A 16,947-nucleotide genomic window follows, 5' to 3' on the forward strand; every position below is an offset into this window, starting at 1 on the left:
GTGCACGGCCGGACGAAAACGACGCCGGCGGGGCTTTCGGTGAGTGGTGAGGGGGGCAACAACAAACGTTGGGCCGCGGGTGTGACGATCCCGCCGCGCACGAGAGGTTCTAAGAAGTCTTGTTCGGGCCGGCTTCGCCGTCGCCGATCTGCTTGACCTGGCTGGCGATCAACTTGCCCGGACCCAGCAGGGCGGCGGAGATGTTGGCGCCCGGGCTGAGGATCTGCGCGACGATCGTCGCCAGCAGTTCTTCGCGACTGGGGCTCTTGGAGAGGGTCTGGACGCCCGCTTCGTCGAGCGTTTGCCCGTCGACGGAGCCGCCCTTGATCTCCAGCTTGCCGATCTCCTTGGCCCACTTGGTGATCTCCTTGGAGAGTTGGACGACGTCCTCCCCTCCGAAGACCAGCGTGCTGGGGCCTTCGAGCACCGGGTCCAGCCCGGTGACGCCCTTCCGCTCCAACGCTCGACGGGCGAGGGAGTTCTTGACGGTCAGCGCCTGGATGTTCTGCTTCGCCAGCGCGATCCGCCATTCGTTGCAGGTGATCGCGTCGACGGTGGAGACGTCCACGACCAGCATGTCCGTGGCGTCGCCGATGCGGTCCGCGACCGCGTCGATCAGCATGCCCTTGACGTATTTGCTCATGAGATTGTTCCTGCGGCCCCCAAGTCGACGGCGAGGCGTCGAACCCGGCGGGAGGGGTTAGAGGGCGATCTGGATGGAGGGCATCATCGTGGCGGAGAGATACACGCTCCGCATGTAGATCCCTTTGCTGGTCGCGGGCTTCATCGACTCGATCCGGCCGATCATCGCCCGAGCGTTCTCGGAGAGGTTCTCCTCGGTGAAACTCATCCGGCCGACGACGACGTGGACGACGCCCTCTTTGTTGACCTTGAAGGGCACCTTACCCGCCTTGTACTCGCGAACGGCGTCCGCGACGTTGGGGGTGACGGTTCCGGCCCGCGGGGAGGGCATCAGGCCGCGGGGACCGAGCACGCGGCCCAGGGGGCCGACGACGCCCATCATGTCCGGGGAGGCGATCGCGACGTCGAAGTCGGTCCAACCTTCTTTGATCTTCTCGGCGAGGTCCGGGCCGCCGGCGTAGTCGGCGCCGGCCGCTTCGGCGGCGGCGAGCGCGTCGCCGCGGGCGAAGACCAGCACCCGCTGCTCCTTGCCGATGCCGTTGGGCAGCACGATCGAGCCACGGATCATCTGATCCGCCTGCTTCGGGTCGACGCCCAGCTTGAAAGCGAGTTCGACCGTCTGGTCGAACTTGACCGCCGGGATGTTTGCCGGCAGTCCGCCCTCGAGGTTCTTCAACCGCTTAACGGCGGCGTCGACGGGCATCGGGGTGTAGCTGCTGGTCTGTTCCAGCAGGTACTTCATCCGTTTCGATTCGGCCATCGGTGCGTCTCTAACGTCTCTAAGAGCGGCGTGCGGGGGGATGCGGGGCGGGTCGCGGGCAAGCAGGTTCCAAGTGCAATCTTGACTGGAACCGAACTAGCCGACGATCGTGATCCCCATGCTGCGGGCGGTGCCGGCGATCGTTTTCTTGGCCTGCTCCAGCGAGCCGGCGTTGAGGTCTTCCAACTTCGTCTTGGCGATCTCCTCGACCTGCGCGTCGGTGACGCTGCCGACCTTGTTCTTCAGCGGGTTGCCGGCGCCCTTGGCGACGCCCGCGGCCTGCTTGAGCAGCACCGGAGCCGGCGGGCTCTTGACGATGAACTCGAAGGAGCGGTCGTTGTAGACCGAGATCACCACCGGCACCGTGGTGCCGGCCATATCGCGGGTCTGCTCGTTGAACTGCTGGACGAACTGTCCAATGTTCACGCCGTGCGGACCCAGGGCGGTACCGACCGGGGGAGCCGGCGTCGCCTGGCCGCCGGTGACCTGGACCTTGATGGTGGTGACGAGTTGCTTTTTGGCCATCGTGCTTTAAATCCTGGAAGGCGAGCGGCCGGACGATGCCCGGAGTTCCCTCGCGAATCGAACTCTCGCCTCTAAACCTTCTCGACCTGCCAGTACTCGAACTCGGTCGGCCGGGGGCTGCCGAAGATCTCGATCAGCACCGTGACCTTGCCGTGCAGCTCGTCGATCGCTTCGACGGTGCCCTCGAAGGTCTCGAAGGGGCCTTCCTTGATCTTGACGGTCTCGCCGATGGGCAGATCGATCTGCACCTTCGCCGGTTCGGCTTCTTCGCCCTCGGCTTCCTCGCCGGTTCCCAGCATCCGGGCGACTTCGTCCGGCCGCATCGCGGCGGGCCGGTCGTCGGCGCTGGTGAACGAACCGCTCGATCCCGTGAAGCCGCCGACGCCGGTGGTGTCTCTCACGAGATACCAGCTGTCGTCGTTCAACTTCATCTGGATCATCATGTAGCCGGGAAAGAGCTTCTGCTCAATCACCCGCTTCTTACCGCCCTTGGGGTCGACGACCTTCTGGGTGGGAATGACGATTTCCCCGAAGTCCTCTTCCAGACCCTCGCGACGAATGCGCTTCTCAAGCGACTTCTTGACGGTCTTCTCGCGGTTCGAGGTGACCTTCAGCACGAACCATTCGTAGCCGTGCTCGTCGACCGTCGACTCTTCCTCCGGGGCGGGGAACTTCCGAGCCGGAGCGGACTCCTCGTCGCTGTCGTCGGAGGCTTCCTCTCGCGGCGCTTCCTCGGAGGTGACTTCGCCATCCCCCGCATCCGCAACGGCCTCGTCGGCGGCGTCCGAATCGGACGCCCCGGCGGCGGGGTCGGCGGACACAACGGGATCGGTCATGGGACCGGGGCGAGGGGAGAGAGGGGCGTCCCGCGAATCGTCGATCCGGAATGAACCGGAGGACGGCGGACGCCGAGAATGCGAACGACCGGCCGCCGAGGCGACCGGTCGGGTCGTGCAGGATGGCCGGGCGGCCACGAAACTTCAAGCCACCGCGAACGGTTTTCGAGCGACCGATCCGAACCGCTCTCCGGCTCGGGATCGGCGGGTCAGTTCGCCGGATCGACGGGGTCGGCGTCCTTGAGGTTCAAGACGCCGAGCGACTCGAAGACCCAGCCCCACAGCATGTCGAACAGGAACAGCACCGTGGCGAGCAGCAGCATGATGGCGATCACCACGAGGCTCGCCCGCAGCACTTCGGGCCAGGTCGGCCAGGAGACCTTCGCCATCTCCGCTTCGACGGAGATCAGGAAGTCGGCGAACTTCGGGTAGTTGACCAGTCGAAACGCGAACCAGCAGCCCGCGGCGAGCAGGGCCGCGGGCACGCCGTAGCGGATGGGGTCGTCGTACTCCGCCAGCCGGCCCTGGGCCAGCACGTAGCAGCCGATGAAGACGACCAATCCGACCGCGGCCCCGGTGGCCTGCCGCACGATGCGGCCTTGGTTGCGCTTGTACAACCCGGCCGCAAGCAGCTCGGACCAGATAGAGCCGGACGCCTGTTGCCGGGACATGCGAAGTCCGTTCGCCGGGCGGGCCCGGTGTTAAAGGAAGCTGTGGCCGAACATCGCGTCGTGCGCGTTCGACGGGGAGTGGGGGGACAATCTAAGCCGGAGGTCGACCTGCGGCCTAGTCAAACACGGGGAGCACGAGCGGAGGGACTCGAACCCCCAACCTGCGGATTTGGAATCCGCTGCTCTACCAATTGAGCTACGCTCGTTCGAGCGAGCCGCCTCCGAGAAAACGAGGGCGACTTGCACGGCGACTTACTTCTTGCGGTCTTCCTTGTGGATCGTGTGCTTGCGCAGCTTCGGGCAGTACTTCAGCAGTTCAAGCCGGTCGGTGCCGCGCATCTCCTTCTCGACGCGGTAATTCCGCTCGCCGGATTCGGTGCACTTCAGCCAGACGTATTCGCGGGCCATCGTCGGGGACGCCGTGTTGTAAGAGGACCGCGGGAAAGACGCGGGGGACGAAACGCAGGTTCGCCCGTCCCGCGAAAAGGTCGCGAAACGGGCGAGGGGCCTGCTGGTGAAAACTACTCGACGATCTTGGTCACGATGCCGGAGCCGACCGTCTTGCCGCCCTCGCGGATGGCGAAGCGGGCGCCGTTGGACAGGGCGACCGGCTTCTCCATCTCGACTTCGAGGTTGACGTTGTCGCCGGGCATGCACATCTCGGCGCCGCCCAGCAGGCTCACGCCGCCGGTCACGTCGGTGGTGCGGAAGTAGAACTGGGGCTTGTAGCCGGTGAAGAACGGGGTCTTCCGGCCGCCTTCGTCCTTGCTGAGGACGTAGACCTCAGCCTCGAACTTGGTGTGCGGGTTGATGGTCTTCGGCGCGGCGAGCACCTGGCCGCGCTGGACGGCGTCCTTGGCGATACCGCGGAGCAGCACGCCGACGTTCTCGCCGGCTTTGCCGTGGTCCATCGTCTTGTTGAAGGCTTCGACGCCGGTGACGGTCGTCGTCTGGGTGTCCTTCAAGCCGACGATCTCAACCTTTTCGCCGACCTTGATGACGCCGGATTCGATCCGGCCGGTCACCACGGTGCCGCGACCTTCGATCGAGAACACGTCCTCGATCGCCATCATGAACGGTTTGTCGGTTTCGCGGGGCGGCTCTTCGATGTAGCTGTCGAGGGCTTCGACCAGCTCGCCGATGCAGGCGTTGGCGCCGGCGTCGTCCGGGGTCTCAAGCGCGGCCTTGGCGTTGCCCTTGACCAGCGGAATGTCGTCGCCGGGGAAGTCGTACTTGTCCAGCAGCTCGCGGACTTCCATTTCGACCAGGTCGAGCAGTTCCTCGTCGTCGACCAGGTCGACTTTGTTGAGGAATACGACGATGGCCGGCACGTTGACCTGCTTGGCGAGCAGGATGTGCTCGCGGGTCTGCGGCATCGGGCCGGCGTCGGCGGCGACGACGAGGATGGCCCCGTCCATCTGGGCCGCCCCGGTGATCATGTTCTTGACGTAGTCCGCGTGGCCCGGGCAGTCGATGTGGGCGTAGTGGCGGGACGGGGATTCGTACTCCACGTGGGAGACGGCGATGGTCACCGTCTTGGAGGAGTCGCGGACGGTGCCGCCCTTGGTGATGTCCGCATACGGAATCGCCTTGGCGAGGCCTTTGGTGGCCTGCACATTGACGATCGCCGCGGTCAGCGTCGACTTACCATGGTCGATGTGACCAATGGTGCCGACGTTAACGTGGGGCTTGGTCCGCTCGAAAGTGGCCTTGGCCATCGGTGTGTTCTTCCTGCCTGTCGCCGGACGCCGGCGGCCGTGCGGCCCGTGTCGCGCCGGGGGTGGGACTGTGGGGGTCGCGGTGGAAAATAATCACCCCGCCGGTGAGGGCCTTCGCCGAGACGGTTCAACGAACCAAATCGGACGGACCCGCTGGCGGGGAGAGCTGCTGATGGGATTTGAACCCATGACCTCGTCCTTACCAAGGACGCGCTCTACCACTGAGCTACAGCAGCCTGACTCTCGGGAGAGTCTGTCCCGGGCGAGCCGGGGGCCGATGTCGAGCCGATTCCCCGTGAGAACGGTGGACCGGATGCGTCATCGGGCGAGCATCATTGCGGGTCTGGCCGATTCGGCAAAGCCCGGCGGGGGGAAAATCCCGGCGAACCCGCGGAATCGTCATCGCTTCCGACGCCGAACCCCTCGCGGTCGCCCCGTGGGGCAGGCGATTCGGGCGCAGCGGGGCGCGGGCCGATCGCTCGTCGTCGGCCCGCCCCGTGATCGGCCGATCTCGCGTCGGCCAGAGCGGGTGAAGGGAATCGAACCCTCATCACAAGCTTGGAAGGCTAGTGCTCTACCATTGAGCTACACCCGCGGCGGGGGAGTTGAGGGCGTTGAGGCGAGTGTCGAGAGCCGGGCCGGCCAGCGCCGGATCTCTCAACCCTGAACTCTCATCGTTCAACTCGAGTGGGAGCGGCAGGATTCGAACCTGCGAAGGCGTAGCCACCAGATTTACAGTCTGGCCCCTTTGACCACTCGGGTACGCTCCCCGTTTTCGATTTGTCAAACCGACGCGGCGGCGAATGCGAATCGCCCCGAGCCGAAAGCTCGCGGCGGGACTCGAACCCGCAACCTTCGGTTTACAAAACCGATGCTCTGCCAGTTGAGCTACACGAGCGCGACCTTCGCCACGCAGCGCCTCGCGCAACGGCCCGTTCGCAACAAGTCGCGAGCGGGCCGAGAGTCTAGCAGCCCGACACGCCGCCGCAAGTCGAGGTTCGGTTCGAACCGATCGCGCCTTCGACGCTGCTACCACGCGATCCTTCCCCCAGTCTCGCGACGTTCGCCATACGTAGACATTGGCATAGATGGCTTCAGAAACGACCTGTCCCACCTGCGGCGCCGCTGTGGCGAAGGACAGCGGCTCCGGCCGGTGGCGGGTCTGTCCGCGCTGCCGGGACATGTTTGACGCAGACACGGCCGATACGAAGGCCGACGAGCGTCCCGCGCCGATCGTCGTGTTCGAAAGCGTCGACCCGGAGACCGCCCTCGAAAGCGACGACTCGGGGATCATCGTCATCAAGTCGTCCGACAAGCCGCGGCGTCGCTCGGGCTCCGCGGAATCGACCGCAGACCCGGCCGGGGAACGCGGAGCCCGGGAGTCGGTGCGGAAACGCACCAAGTCATCGTCTGCCAATAGGTCATCGCCCGCCGACAAGTCGTCGTCCGCCAAACAGCGTCGTCGCCCTCAAGCGAGCCGACCTCCAACGAAACGCAAGTCGTCCGGTCCGAACCCGCGACGGGACAAGCGTCCGCCCGTTGAACCCAGCGATTGGCTGACCGGCGACGGGCTGGACGACATCGATTGGGAGGACGATTCCGCCGCCCCGTTGCCGCCGCCGCGGGCTGTCGTCCGAAAGGAGCGGGAGCGACCGCGACCCAAGCGGCCCAGGCAACGGAAGCGGCCGGCGTCGAACGGGGATCTCTCAGCGAACGTCGGGTTGGGAATCATGGTGATCCTGACGCTGCTCATGGTCGGCCCGCCGTTGTTGACGATTTCCAACCAAGTCGAGGCGGGCCGGGGGCCGACGGTGGTGGAGGTCGTCCGGTGGGTCCTGACCGCCCTATTGCTGATCGGGTTGTGGAGCGGCTCGACCTTCGTCCGGCTCGTTTGGTGCGTCCTGATGTGGTTCGTGGCGCTAATCCTCAGCGGCGTCACTCTGATCGCCTTGGGGGGCGGCGATCCCCGATCGCCCTTGCTGATCATCTCGACCGGCATCTACGTCGCGGCCGTCTTCGTGCTGACGCTGATGGTCTACAACCCCTGTTTCAACGCGTTCATGGAACGCCGACGCGGCGAGCGGTGACGATTGATCGTCACCTCCCGCCGCGTCGCGGACCGTCGAGTGCATCCTCGCCGCATTACCGATCGTGCAGGCCGGGGACTTCCAGGCGGGCGCCCTCGGCGTGCTTCTTGAGCTTCCGCAACGCCCAACCCTTGAGCTGCAAGACCGCACGACCGCCCGCCCCGATTGTCGCCGAACCTTCAAGTCACGCCCCCGCCGGAAGCCCCGGCGACCGGACGTCGCCGATCACGGCACTTCATTGGCGGGGCTTAGAGTCGGCACGCTCGTGCTATGGCTCCTGCTGTACAACCGCTGCACGACCGCATTCTTGGAGCGGCGGCGGGGCGAGCGATAGCGCGAGACAACCCGACACGCCGCCGCAAGTCGAGGTTCGCTCGGCAGAAGTTCCCAGCGTTCCGCCGGGGCGTTACGGTTCCAGAATGAGCGAACCGGAGACTTCGCATTCCGCATCCGAAGCCGCGGATGTTTCCGCGGGGCGGGCGATCTTCTGGGGAGTCGTTGCGGTCACGCTGCTGCTCAGCATGGTCGGCCTCGGCATTCGCCTGCTGCTCGGCAAGCCGCTCATGGGCGTGACGGACGTCATTCGATGGGCGTTGACCGCCGGCCTGCTGTGGGGGCTGTGGAGAGGAAGTCGCACGTCCCGGGCCTTGTTGGCGATCTGCTTCGGCCTCGGCCTCTTCTACACGGTCGGCCCCGCCTTGCGGGGCGATTTGGTCTCCGCCTCTCTCACCGTCGTCCTGGGAGGGCAGGTGATCGCCCTGATGAGTTCGCCGGTCGGGGACTTCTGCGACGAAATGAAGCGACGGCGGGAGGTTTGACCTCCCGCCGTCGCGAACCCTGATCCAGCCGCCTCCCTCATTCGGCGCGCCGCCTGACGGCGACGGCGAAGCGGGGGGCGCTCATCCGGGTTTACCGGTCGTGCAGGCCGGGGACTTCCAGGCGGGCGCCTTCGGCGTGCTTTTTGAGCTTCCGCAACGCCCGGCCTTCGAGCTGGCGGATGCGTTCCTTCGTGACGCCGAAGCGGTTGCCGACCTGCTCCAACGTTTGCGGTTCGCTGCCCTGCTCAAGCCCGTAGCGGTAGCGGAGGATGTCCCGCTCCCGGTCGTCCAGCTCCATCAGGATGTCGCCGATCACCTTCCGCTGGCGGTTGTTGGTCAGCTCGTCCATGTAGGGGTTCGCGCGGTCCTCCTTGGAGAACTGAAAGACCTCCTCCTTGCCGGTGCGGAACCGGTCGAGCTGGCGATGCTCCTGCGGGATACTGCGGGCGAAGTTCTTCATGATCGCCCAGGTGGCGTACGTGCTGAACTTGTTGCCTTTGGTGTAGTCGAACTTTTCGATCGCCCGCATCAGCGAGACGTTGCCGTCGCTGACCAGGCTGAAGAAGTTCGCCCCCGGCTTGATGTGCCGCTTACCGATCGAGACGACCAGCCGCAGGTTGGACTGCGTGAGGAAGTTCTTCACGTCGATCGCTTCCCGCGTCCAGGCTTCCAGGCGGTCGAGCTGCTCCTCCGTCGGGTCGCTCTCGCCGATCTCCTCCCGCAGCGTCGCCGCTTTGAACTTGAGGTAGTTCATCTTGCGGAACCAGTACTGCTCGTCTTCGCGAGTCAGCAGCGGGTAGTTGTAGAGACTGGCCAGATAGGGCGGCAGACCGCTGGGCACGCGGATCCGGCGGTGCGGTTTCTCCTTCACCGGCGGTTCGCAGAGGATGACCTCGTCCGCGTCCGGCGTGTGGAACTCCGGGGAGTCCATGTACGCCGGCGGGTCGCCCATCACCTCTTCCGCACGCAGTTCGTGCAGCGCCCGCTTGATGATCGGCTTGGTGCGGCCGAACGTCTTCGCCAGCCGGGCCAGCGTCACGCCGCGGCGGCGACGGCGGAGAATCTCCTCTTTCTCCGCCCGGGTCAGATCGCCGGGACGCACGCGGAAGACGGGGCGGTCCGGGTTCGCTCGCTCGAACTCGCGGAGGAGGGTGCGAATCGACTCCGGGCTTCGGCCGAACTCTTCGGAGAGCTGCTCCGCGATCTTCGGCGGCGTGAATCCGCTGTTCGCCAGGCTGCGAGCCTTGCGGACGATGCGCCCCCGGTCCGCGTCGGAGAGGGAGACGGACTTCCGGCCCTGCTCGATGACGTCGGCGTGATCACGGACGAACCGATCGACCGTGCTCTGCAGGAAGCCGACCCGGCGGCGGCCGTCGAGCTTGAGCTTGCGACTGACCAGCCCGCGGTCCCGCCAGCGATCGACCGTCTTCCCAGAGACGCCCAGCTTGCGGGCGATTTCGTCGACGGTCAGCACCGGTTCACCCACTTCCTCCGCAGACAGGCCCACGGAGGTGGAGAGGTCTTCGGCGAACAGACGGAGATCGCGGAGGGCGTCCTCGCCGCGGAAGGTCGCTTCGCCGTCCGCTTCCGCGGCGGCGGGCACGTCGCCCCCGGCCCCGTCCAACGATCGTCTCAGATCGGTGGCGGCGTAGGCGGCGTCCGGGTCGAGGCGGCCGGCGAGTCGCTCGGCACGGCGCACCCGGGCGAGTTGCACCTCGCGCGGGGTTCCGTCAATGTCGTCGGCGGTTAGGTTCTTGAGATCGGGAATCGAGTAGCTCATAGCGTCCGTTCGGCGGGAGATAGGAGGAACGCCGACCGGATAAGGTCGGACTGTTCAAAGGCGCTGCCGCTCCGTCACATTGGCGGGCGAGGGGACATTGGTGCACGTTCGGCGCCGATCCCAGCCTCTGGTCAAAACGGCGGCGGGAGGGAGCGAACGAGGGGGGCGAGGAGACTTACGCCGATTTCCGACACAAAGTTTGGCGGAAAGTTCGGGTCCGGCGTCCCGAGAGAAGAACCGCACCTAAACCCGGATCGTCACGCGGTTTCCGTCAAAAAACAGTTTCCCCCCGGATCTCTTCCCCCGCCGGTCGTCGGCGCGGTGTTCGCTGTGAACGCGCCTGATACAGTCCGCGGCGAGATCGTACACCTTGTTTCCCGCCGCCCGCCCCGTACACCGTTCCGATGGCTGCCGATTCTTCCGTCACCAACCCGGCCGCCAACGATCCGGCGCCGTTTTACGCTCTCGGAGCGGGCACCGCTCTGATCGTCGTGGGAGCGGCGGGCTATCTGCTGAGCGAGGAGAGAAGCCCCACCGCATTCATTCCCGCGGGCTTCGGCGTCATCCTGATCGTCTGCGGCCTGATCGCCCGCTCCGGGGAGAAGGCGTTGAAGCACGCGATGCACGGCGCCGCGATGGTCGGGCTGATCGGGTTGATCGCGGGTGTCGTCGTTTTAGTAACGCGGTGGCCCGGCGAGTTCGGTCTGCCACAAGTCTGTCAGGCCGCGATGGCGGTGATCTGCGCGGCGTTCATCGCCCTGTGCATCAAGAGCTTCCGCGACGCCCGCAAGCGCCGCGAAGCGGCTGCCTGACTCGCAGCGATCGTTACGATAGGGCAGTCCTTTCCCCGCCCGGACCGCTCCGATGGCCACGCTGACGATCGATGACGAGACCTACGACAGCCTGTCGCGGCTTGCCGCGAAGCAGGAGATGACGGTGGAGGAGTGGTTGAACAAAACCTACACGGGCCGACCCTCCGACGAGCCGCTGCCGCCGCTTCCGCCGGGCGAATCAGCTTATGATGCGTTTCTCGCGGCCGGCGCGATCGGCTGCGTGAAGGGCGGCCCGTCGGACGTGGCGACGAATCCGAAATACATGGAAGGGTTCGGCAAGTCGTGAGCAAGCCGGTTTTGATCGATACCAGCGTGCTCGTCGCTGCGGTTCGCCAATCGGAAGCGGCGCACCGGGTTTGTTTGCAGGCGTTGTCGGCTGTGCCTGTGCCGCTCCCGACCACATGGCCGGTCTTGGCCGAGACTCTTTACCTGCTGCGACGCGAACGCCTGGCGGTCGCCGGCGTGATCAATCTGGTCCGACGCGGGATCATTCGCATTGAGCCGCTCGAGCCGACCTTTCTCGATTGGTACGAGGGGTTCGCGGCGACCTACAGCGACCGCGAGGTCGATCTGGCCGACGGCTCGCTCGTGCACGTCGCGGAGCGGCTGAAGACGAACGCCATTCTCACGCTCGACCGCCGGGATTTCTCCGTGTATCGCATCCCCGGAGGGGGGGCTTTTCGCATCCTCCCCGAGCCGATGTGAACGCTGTTCGCCCGTTAGAACCCACCGCGGTTTCGGGGGAAAAGGTTGAACCACGCGATGCACGTCGCCGCGATGGGCGGGCTGCCATTGGGGCGGTCGCCTTTCACTGAGAAGCATGGACCGCGTCCACGAAGACCGCCGCGTCCGAGGTCGGACGCGGCGGTCGTGCTTCCCTTCTCGGGAACGTGACGGCTCGGGAGTGTGACGGCGGTCAGCGATCGTCGTCGTTCCCCTCATCGCTCGGTTCGACCAGCGGTCGGTGCAGTTCGGCGAGTTCCTCGGGGGTGATCTTGATGACTTTGCGGTCGTAGGTCATCAGGCCGTTGATCTCGCCCTCGACGTCGGTCGTTTGGGTGTAGACGCCGCCGGCGATGCCGCGGTCCTTCAACTCGACCATCCTCTTGGCGCTGCGGCGGTAGCGGCGGCGGTACTCCTCCTCGTCCTCCGGCAGGTCGCCGTAGGAGAAGATGCGGGCGTTCGGATCCCACTCGTGCCCGCGGACCCGCAGGCCGTGGCCGCCGTACTCGCCGATCACCTTGGCGTAGCCGTCGAATCGGCCGCCGTCCTGGTCGAACCGGAAGGCCGGCTCCGGGTAGCTGTGGTAGTCGACGACGTCGCCGGAGGGCCACCAGTTCCCGCCGCTGGCGACGTTCACGATCCGCGAGGGATCGCGGCGCTTCGTCCAGTCGCCCACCTCGACGGTGCGGTGCTGGCCCCACGCCTCGTTGAACGGCACCCAGCTGACGATGCTGGGGTGGCTCTCAAGGAGCGAGATCATCCCGTCCAGTTCCGCCATGTATTGGGCGTGAGCGACGGCCGGCCACTCCGCATCCTGGGGATTCGGGTCGAGCCGGGTCCAGGGCGGGTTCGGGAAGCCGCTGACCTGATCCTGCCAAACCATGATCCCCAGCCGATCACAGTGGTAGTAGTACCGCCGCGGCTCCACCTTGATGTGCTTGCGGAGCATGTTGAACCCGGCCGCCTTCAACCACTCGATCTCCCAAACCATCGCCTCGTCCGAGGGCGGGGTGAGCAACCCGTCCGGCCACCAGCCCTGATCCAGCGGTCCGAGGTGGAACGTCGGTTCCCCGTTGAGCGTGAACCGCGGGTGCCCGTCCGGACCGGTCGCCATGCCGACATCGCGGATGCCGGCGTAGGAGTGGACAGTATCCCCGCCGAACGATTCATAGACTGACGAGGCTGGGGAAACCAACTCGATCGTTAGGTGGTAAAGGTGCGGCGATGCCGGTGACCAGAGTTTTGCGTCTGAAACTTCGAGGGTGATCCCCTCTAACATTCCGGACTTCTGAGCGACCTTTGTCTCGCCGTCAAGAACTGTCACTCGCATCTCCGGAAACGGGCTACCGTCAACGGGAAACGTGTGAGGAACGAGCGGCACACTTGTCTCCGCCGCGACGGTGATCGTGCCGGCCTCCGCGTCGGTCGAAACCTTGACGTGCTTGATCGACTGCACCGGCACGGTCTCGGTCCAGACGGTGCCCCAGATGCCGGAGACGCGGGTGTAGAAGATGGCGCTAGTCTGCAACGCCTGTTTGCCGCGGAGCTGGTAGTCGCCGGTCGCGTCCTCGACGCGGAGAACCAGTTCGTTTTCGCCCTCTTCGTTCAGGGCGTCGGTCACGTCGAAGGAAAACGGCAGGTTGCCGCCGACGTGCGTGCCGACGGACTGGCCGTTCACCCGTACTTCGCAGCGGTAGTCGACTGCCTCGAAGTGCAGCAGCGTGCGTTCGGTCGCGGACGTCTTCGCCTCAAACGTCCGGCGATACCACAGCGATTCGTCCGGGTTGAGCAGCCGTTGGACGCCGCTGAGCTGCGATTCCAGCGGGTACGGCACGAGGATCTTGCCGTCGTACGCCTCCGGCGGCGTGCCGGCGGCCAGCGGGGCGATCGCGTAGTCCCATTTCCCGTTGAGGTTCGTCCAGTTCTCCCGCCGCATCTGGGGACGGGGGTACTCGGTCCAGGCGTTCTCGGGGGTGACCTCGGCGCCCCACTCGGTGATGAGGTCCGTCTTGAACGGCTCCGTCATCGGGGCGGGTTCCGGCAGCATGGGAACCGCATCCGCGGAGACGAGGTGGACGTCGACGAACTGCCCGCCGTTCGTTTGATGGCAGTGCACTGCGAGGACGTTTTCGCCGACCTTCAAGGCCCCGGCCGCCTGCTGCGACAGCGGGACGGTGAAGTACTCGGTGACGAATCCGTCGAAGTCGGCGACCTTCTCGCCGTTGAGGTAGACCTCCGCGTCCTCGTCATGACTGACGAGCAACGCCGGTTTCGCGGGCAGCGATTCGAGCGTGACCGTCTTCCGCAGCCACACGTCGTCCGTGCCCCAGTTCGTGCCGACGCGGGCGCCGTCGGTGCCGCGGGTCCCGTACCCGCCGCCGCCCTCGTCCCACGCGGAGGCGTCGAAGCCCAGTTTCTCCCAGCCGTCCGCGGGGCGGTCGAAGGTGTAGCGGGCGGAATCGACCAGCGGCGGCGGTTCGGCGGCGGACAACCGGGCGGCGAACGCGGTCGCGGCCAGGGCGACGCTCAAAGCGAACGTGAGGCGATGCATCGTGAGAGGCGGGCGAGGGCTTGGGGACGACCGCGGGACGATCGCCCCGGTCGGTCGTGGAGGAACGACCCTACGATACTGCCTCACCCGATTCGAGCGTCTCCCCCGTCTGGGTCAGCGTTGTTTCGTCGGCTCGGGACGTTCGCTGAGAGCCAGCGTCATGGGGATCTCGCGACCTTCACGGAGAACCGTCAGTTGGACGCGCTCGCCGACCGGGGTCAGGCTGACGAGGTTGATCAGGTGGTCCAGGTCCTGCACCTCGACCGTGCCGAAGTTCAGCACGACGTCGTTCCGCCGCAAGCCGGCGGCGGCGGCGGGGGTGTTCGGCTTCACAACCTGCACGCGGGCGCCGTACAGCCGATCCAGTCCCACGCTCGCCAGCGAGCCGCGGTCGAATCCGTTGTCCAACTGCACGCCGAGATAGGCCCGCCGCACGCGGCCGTGGGTCAGCAGTTCGTCGAACACCCGTCGGGCGAGGTTCGCCGGGATCGAGAACCCGATCCCCTCGCTGCCCCCGCTGCTGGAGGCGATCGCGGTGTTGATGCCCACCAGCCGCCCCCGCAAATCGATCAGCGGGCCGCCGCTGTTGCCGGGGTTGATGGCGGCGTCGGTCTGGATGAAGTCCTGATTGATCAGATCCTTCGTCCCGAGGTCCAGCCGCCGACGGCCCTTTGCGGAGACGATGCCCAGCGTCACGCTGCGATCCAGCCCGAACGGGGAGCCGAGCGCCAGCACGAAGTGGCCGATCTCCAAGGCGTCGCTGTTGCCGAAGTGGATCGCGGGGAGATCGCGATTGTAAATCTCCAGCACGGCGAGGTCCGTCGCCTGATCGGTCCAGACCCGGATCGGACGTACGGTGTGGCCGTCGGCGAGCCGCAGGTCGATGCGGGAGGTGCCGCTTTGCCCCTCCGCGCCGGCGACGACGTGGCGGTTCGTGAGGACGAACAGCCGCCCGTCTTCCTCGGCCCAGCGGGGGTGACGAGTCAGCACGCCGCTGCCGGTTTCCTCCACGGCGCCGCCGTCCTCGTCGCGGTAGACGCATTCGATGTGCACCACGCTGGGCGAGGCGAGCCGGCTGACGCGGGCGATCGCTTCGCCGCCCAGCAGCAGCGGGCGGTCGGGCGTTTCGTCCAGTTCGCTCCGCAGCAGACGGGCCTGCTCCACGCTGAGGGTCTCCGCCAGCGCGACGTTCCCCCCGTCGTGCGGGCCGGCGTAATCAGCGAAGACGACCCCCGCGGCAAACAGTCCGGCGCCGGCGAGCGCCCCGAATGCGCGATCCGCCCAGCGGCGGGGCGGGCGAGTAGGGGACGACGGGGACGGCGGGGGAGCGAACGGCATCGGCGGGCTCCGAGGGGCGGGGACGAACAGCGTTCGTCGGGGACGAACCATTCTTCCCGCGGAAAGGCCGCGTGCAATCGGTTCTTGTGCGAAGGGTCCGGCTGACCGGCCCCCGGACCGCTGCGATCGCCGGGCCAGGGACGATCGCGAACCGCTTCGCGACCGCCGCAGCTTCTCGCAACCGGACGATCGGTAGACCTTGCCGGCTGGCGCCGGCCGTTCGTCGCCCGCGGCCCGGGGATCGTCAACCCGCCGTTGACCGGTTGCCCCCGCGTACACTGGACTGTCAGCCCCCGTTCGTCCCGCCGCCCGGCCCGCCGTGTCCTCGACCTTCGACCGATTTCTGGTTCGCCGGTTCCTGCACACGTTTTCCGTGCTGTTCGTGACGTTCTACGGGCTGTACTGCGTCATCGACGGCTTCACGAACGCGGACGACTTCACCGAAGGCGAACCCGGCGTCTTCGTCGTGCTGTCGCGGATGGCCAGCTACTACAGCTGGCAGAGCGCGTTGGTGTTCGACATGACTGGCCCCGTGCTGCTGGTGCTGACGGTGATGGTCTCGCTAGCGTTGATGGTGAAGGCGGGGGAGCTGGCGCCGATGCTCGCCGCCGGCGTGCCCACCTACCGCCTGGCCTTACCGCTGCTGATCGGCACCGGGGTGGTGACCGCGGTGATCGTGGCGAACCAGGAGCTATTGCTGCCGGCGATCGCGGCGAAGCTGGGGGCGCCGCGGGGCGGCGCCGCCGAGGACGACTTTCCCACCCTGCAGCCGGTCGAGGATTTCTCCACCGGCGTGACGTTCTTCAGCGGCCGCTTGAACCTCGCCCGACGCTGGATCGAGGAAGCGGAGATCATCCTCCCGGTGCCCGGCGTGATCTCGGAACCGCCCGGCGCCCTGACCGTCGGCCGCGCGGAGTTCCACCCCAACGCCCCGGTGATCGGATTCGACGAACCGGTCGCCGGCTGGGTGCTGACGGACGTGAACTACGCCTATGAAGACCTCCCGCTGACCCCCCCGGCGTCGAACCGGGGGCCGGTCGTGTTGCAGGTGAATCGCCGGAACCCCGCGACCGGCGAGGCCGGAGCGACCAACGAACTGTTCATTCGCACCGACATCGACTTCGATCAACTGCACGACGAGGCCCGCGCCGCCCAGATCTGCGGCACGCCGGAGCTGGTTCGTCGCATCCGCAATCCCGCCTACAGCGGGAACGTGCGACACGCCTTCACGGTGAAGCTGCACGAACGGTTCCGTCAGCCGTTGCTGAACTTGCTCGCCACGCTGGTGGCCGTGCCGCTGGTGATTCGCCGCGAGGCCCGCAGTTTGGTCGTCTCGCTGGCGGTCTGCGTCAGCGTGATGGGCGGACTGATGGGCCTGATGCAGGGCGCCCAGTTCGCCGGTTCGTTCGGCCTGATCCCCACGGATCTCGCCGCCTGGCTGCCCGTGATCGTCGCCGGCACCTTCGCGACGGCCTTCGCGGGGAAGGTGCTGACGTAGGCGGCCGTACTGCGTTTTTCCTCCCCTCTCCCTCAGGGAGAGGGGCCGGGGGTGAGGGTGGCGAGACCTCTCACGCAATCGTCGGCGGGGTGAGCGAGATTCGGTCGTAGCGAGAGCGACCGTGCCGTGAACGGCGACCGCACGGTTAGCGCCCCCTCACCCCCGAC

Annotated in this window: 16 protein-coding genes and 5 tRNA genes; 6 read left to right on the forward strand and 15 right to left on the reverse strand. The window is 66.5% G+C overall.

Translation table 11 applies throughout. The features are described from left to right. Positions 1-109 precede the first annotated feature (109 nt). From rplJ to LzC2_RS06240, 12 genes are all read right to left on the reverse strand, one after another. Positions 110-643 (reverse strand): 50S ribosomal protein L10, encoded by a 534-nt coding sequence (gene rplJ / locus LzC2_RS06185; RefSeq protein WP_171184877.1) that lies wholly within the window; start codon positions 641-643, stop codon positions 110-112. A 57-nt stretch (positions 644-700) separates the two neighbouring features. Continuing rightward, on the reverse strand, positions 701-1,402 hold the full coding sequence (gene rplA, locus LzC2_RS06190) for a 50S ribosomal protein L1 (RefSeq protein WP_171184878.1): 702 nt from the start codon (positions 1,400-1,402) through the stop codon (positions 701-703). A 96-nt stretch (positions 1,403-1,498) separates the two neighbouring features. Continuing rightward, positions 1,499-1,927 (reverse strand): 50S ribosomal protein L11, encoded by a 429-nt coding sequence (gene rplK / locus LzC2_RS06195; protein ID WP_171184880.1) that lies wholly within the window; start codon positions 1,925-1,927, stop codon positions 1,499-1,501. Between the two features lie 71 nt (positions 1,928-1,998). Then, positions 1,999-2,748 carry a transcription termination/antitermination protein NusG gene (gene nusG / locus LzC2_RS06200; RefSeq protein ID WP_315854561.1) on the reverse strand — a complete coding sequence of 250 codons (750 nt, stop codon included), beginning with the start codon at positions 2,746-2,748 and terminating at the stop codon, positions 1,999-2,001. Positions 2,749-2,972: 224 nt separating this feature from the next. After that, positions 2,973-3,434, reverse strand: coding sequence for a preprotein translocase subunit SecE (gene secE, locus LzC2_RS06205; protein WP_171184884.1), 462 nt, complete (start codon positions 3,432-3,434; stop codon positions 2,973-2,975). Positions 3,435-3,567: 133 nt separating this feature from the next. After that, positions 3,568-3,640: transfer RNA gene (locus LzC2_RS06210), tRNA-Trp, on the reverse strand. 46 nt (positions 3,641-3,686) lie between these two features. Continuing rightward, on the reverse strand, positions 3,687-3,842 hold the full coding sequence (rpmG, locus tag LzC2_RS06215) for a 50S ribosomal protein L33 (protein ID WP_171184886.1): 156 nt from the start codon (positions 3,840-3,842) through the stop codon (positions 3,687-3,689). A 113-nt stretch (positions 3,843-3,955) separates the two neighbouring features. Next, a complete protein-coding gene (gene tuf / locus LzC2_RS06220; RefSeq protein ID WP_171184888.1) occupies positions 3,956-5,152 on the reverse strand; it encodes an elongation factor Tu in 1,197 nt (398 codons plus the stop codon). A 164-nt stretch (positions 5,153-5,316) separates the two neighbouring features. Further along, positions 5,317-5,388 (reverse strand) — tRNA-Thr (locus LzC2_RS06225). A gap of 288 nt (positions 5,389-5,676) precedes the next feature. Next, positions 5,677-5,747, reverse strand: a tRNA-Gly gene (locus tag LzC2_RS06230). Positions 5,748-5,840: 93 nt separating this feature from the next. After that, positions 5,841-5,922: transfer RNA gene (locus LzC2_RS06235), tRNA-Tyr, on the reverse strand. A 55-nt stretch (positions 5,923-5,977) separates the two neighbouring features. After that, positions 5,978-6,050, reverse strand: a tRNA-Thr gene (locus tag LzC2_RS06240). Between the two features lie 283 nt (positions 6,051-6,333). Between LzC2_RS06240 and LzC2_RS06245 the strand changes: the two genes are divergently transcribed. Both LzC2_RS06245 and LzC2_RS06250 read left to right on the forward strand, forming a co-directional pair. Next, on the forward strand, positions 6,334-7,239 hold the full coding sequence (locus tag LzC2_RS06245) for a putative RNA-binding protein (RefSeq protein ID WP_171184890.1): 906 nt from the start codon (positions 6,334-6,336) through the stop codon (positions 7,237-7,239). Between the two features lie 419 nt (positions 7,240-7,658). After that, complete coding sequence (locus LzC2_RS06250; protein ID WP_171184892.1) at positions 7,659-8,057, forward strand: hypothetical protein; 399 nt, start codon at positions 7,659-7,661, stop codon at positions 8,055-8,057. A gap of 91 nt (positions 8,058-8,148) precedes the next feature. On the opposite strand, the gene LzC2_RS06255 is transcribed toward LzC2_RS06250, so the two are convergent. Continuing rightward, complete coding sequence (locus tag LzC2_RS06255) at positions 8,149-9,837, reverse strand: sigma-70 family RNA polymerase sigma factor (RefSeq protein WP_171184894.1); 1,689 nt, start codon at positions 9,835-9,837, stop codon at positions 8,149-8,151. 404 nt (positions 9,838-10,241) lie between these two features. Here LzC2_RS06255 and LzC2_RS06260 point away from each other — a divergent pair, with 404 nt between their 5' ends. The 3 genes from LzC2_RS06260 to LzC2_RS06270 are packed head-to-tail and all read left to right on the forward strand — an operon-like array spanning position 10,242 to position 11,375. Further along, positions 10,242-10,649: a hypothetical protein gene (locus LzC2_RS06260; protein ID WP_171184896.1), complete on the forward strand. Its 408-nt coding sequence runs from the start codon at positions 10,242-10,244 to the stop codon at positions 10,647-10,649. Between the two features lie 52 nt (positions 10,650-10,701). Further along, entirely contained in the window at positions 10,702-10,956 is a 255-nt protein-coding gene (locus LzC2_RS06265) for a hypothetical protein (protein ID WP_171184899.1), read from the forward strand. Further along, complete coding sequence (locus LzC2_RS06270; protein ID WP_171184900.1) at positions 10,953-11,375, forward strand: type II toxin-antitoxin system VapC family toxin; 423 nt, start codon at positions 10,953-10,955, stop codon at positions 11,373-11,375. The genes LzC2_RS06265 and LzC2_RS06270 overlap by 4 nt, the downstream gene beginning before the upstream one ends. Positions 11,376-11,586: 211 nt before the next feature. Here LzC2_RS06270 and LzC2_RS06275 read toward each other — a convergent pair whose 3' ends face one another. Beyond that, the gene (locus LzC2_RS06275; protein WP_171184903.1) at positions 11,587-13,944 is read right to left on the reverse strand and encodes a glycoside hydrolase family 2 protein; all 2,358 of its coding nucleotides are present in this window, start codon (positions 13,942-13,944) and stop codon (positions 11,587-11,589) included. A gap of 114 nt (positions 13,945-14,058) precedes the next feature. Next, positions 14,059-15,282 (reverse strand): S1C family serine protease, encoded by a 1,224-nt coding sequence (locus tag LzC2_RS06280; protein WP_171184906.1) that lies wholly within the window; start codon positions 15,280-15,282, stop codon positions 14,059-14,061. A gap of 319 nt (positions 15,283-15,601) precedes the next feature. Here LzC2_RS06280 and LzC2_RS06285 point away from each other — a divergent pair, with 319 nt between their 5' ends. Next, the gene (locus LzC2_RS06285) at positions 15,602-16,780 is read left to right on the forward strand and encodes an LptF/LptG family permease (RefSeq protein WP_171184908.1); all 1,179 of its coding nucleotides are present in this window, start codon (positions 15,602-15,604) and stop codon (positions 16,778-16,780) included. Positions 16,781-16,947: the final 167 nt, after the last annotated feature.

The sequence above is a fragment of the Alienimonas chondri genome (genome assembly GCF_013036045.1).
Taxonomy (GTDB): Bacteria; Planctomycetota; Planctomycetia; order Planctomycetales; family Planctomycetaceae; genus Alienimonas; species Alienimonas chondri.

What these genes read in the sequence shown, in the direction of transcription:
- rplJ (WP_171184877.1), bottom strand. Translation starts at nt 643, where the DNA reads ATGAGCAAATACGTCAAGGGCATGCTGATCGACGCGGTCGCGGACCGC.
- rplA (WP_171184878.1), bottom strand. Translation starts at nt 1,402, where the DNA reads ATGGCCGAATCGAAACGGATGAAGTACCTGCTGGAACAGACCAGCAGC.
- rplK (WP_171184880.1), bottom strand. Translation starts at nt 1,927, where the DNA reads ATGGCCAAAAAGCAACTCGTCACCACCATCAAGGTCCAGGTCACCGGC.
- secE (WP_171184884.1), bottom strand. Translation starts at nt 3,434, where the DNA reads ATGTCCCGGCAACAGGCGTCCGGCTCTATCTGGTCCGAGCTGCTTGCG.
- rpmG (WP_171184886.1), bottom strand. Translation starts at nt 3,842, where the DNA reads ATGGCCCGCGAATACGTCTGGCTGAAGTGCACCGAATCCGGCGAGCGG.
- tuf (WP_171184888.1), bottom strand. Translation starts at nt 5,152, where the DNA reads ATGGCCAAGGCCACTTTCGAGCGGACCAAGCCCCACGTTAACGTCGGC.
- LzC2_RS06245 (WP_171184890.1), top strand. Translation starts at nt 6,334, where the DNA reads ATGTTTGACGCAGACACGGCCGATACGAAGGCCGACGAGCGTCCCGCG.
- LzC2_RS06250 (WP_171184892.1), top strand. Translation starts at nt 7,659, where the DNA reads ATGAGCGAACCGGAGACTTCGCATTCCGCATCCGAAGCCGCGGATGTT.
- LzC2_RS06255 (WP_171184894.1), bottom strand. Translation starts at nt 9,837, where the DNA reads ATGAGCTACTCGATTCCCGATCTCAAGAACCTAACCGCCGACGACATT.
- LzC2_RS06260 (WP_171184896.1), top strand. Translation starts at nt 10,242, where the DNA reads ATGGCTGCCGATTCTTCCGTCACCAACCCGGCCGCCAACGATCCGGCG.
- LzC2_RS06265 (WP_171184899.1), top strand. Translation starts at nt 10,702, where the DNA reads ATGGCCACGCTGACGATCGATGACGAGACCTACGACAGCCTGTCGCGG.
- LzC2_RS06275 (WP_171184903.1), bottom strand. Translation starts at nt 13,944, where the DNA reads ATGCATCGCCTCACGTTCGCTTTGAGCGTCGCCCTGGCCGCGACCGCG.
- LzC2_RS06280 (WP_171184906.1), bottom strand. Translation starts at nt 15,282, where the DNA reads ATGCCGTTCGCTCCCCCGCCGTCCCCGTCGTCCCCTACTCGCCCGCCC.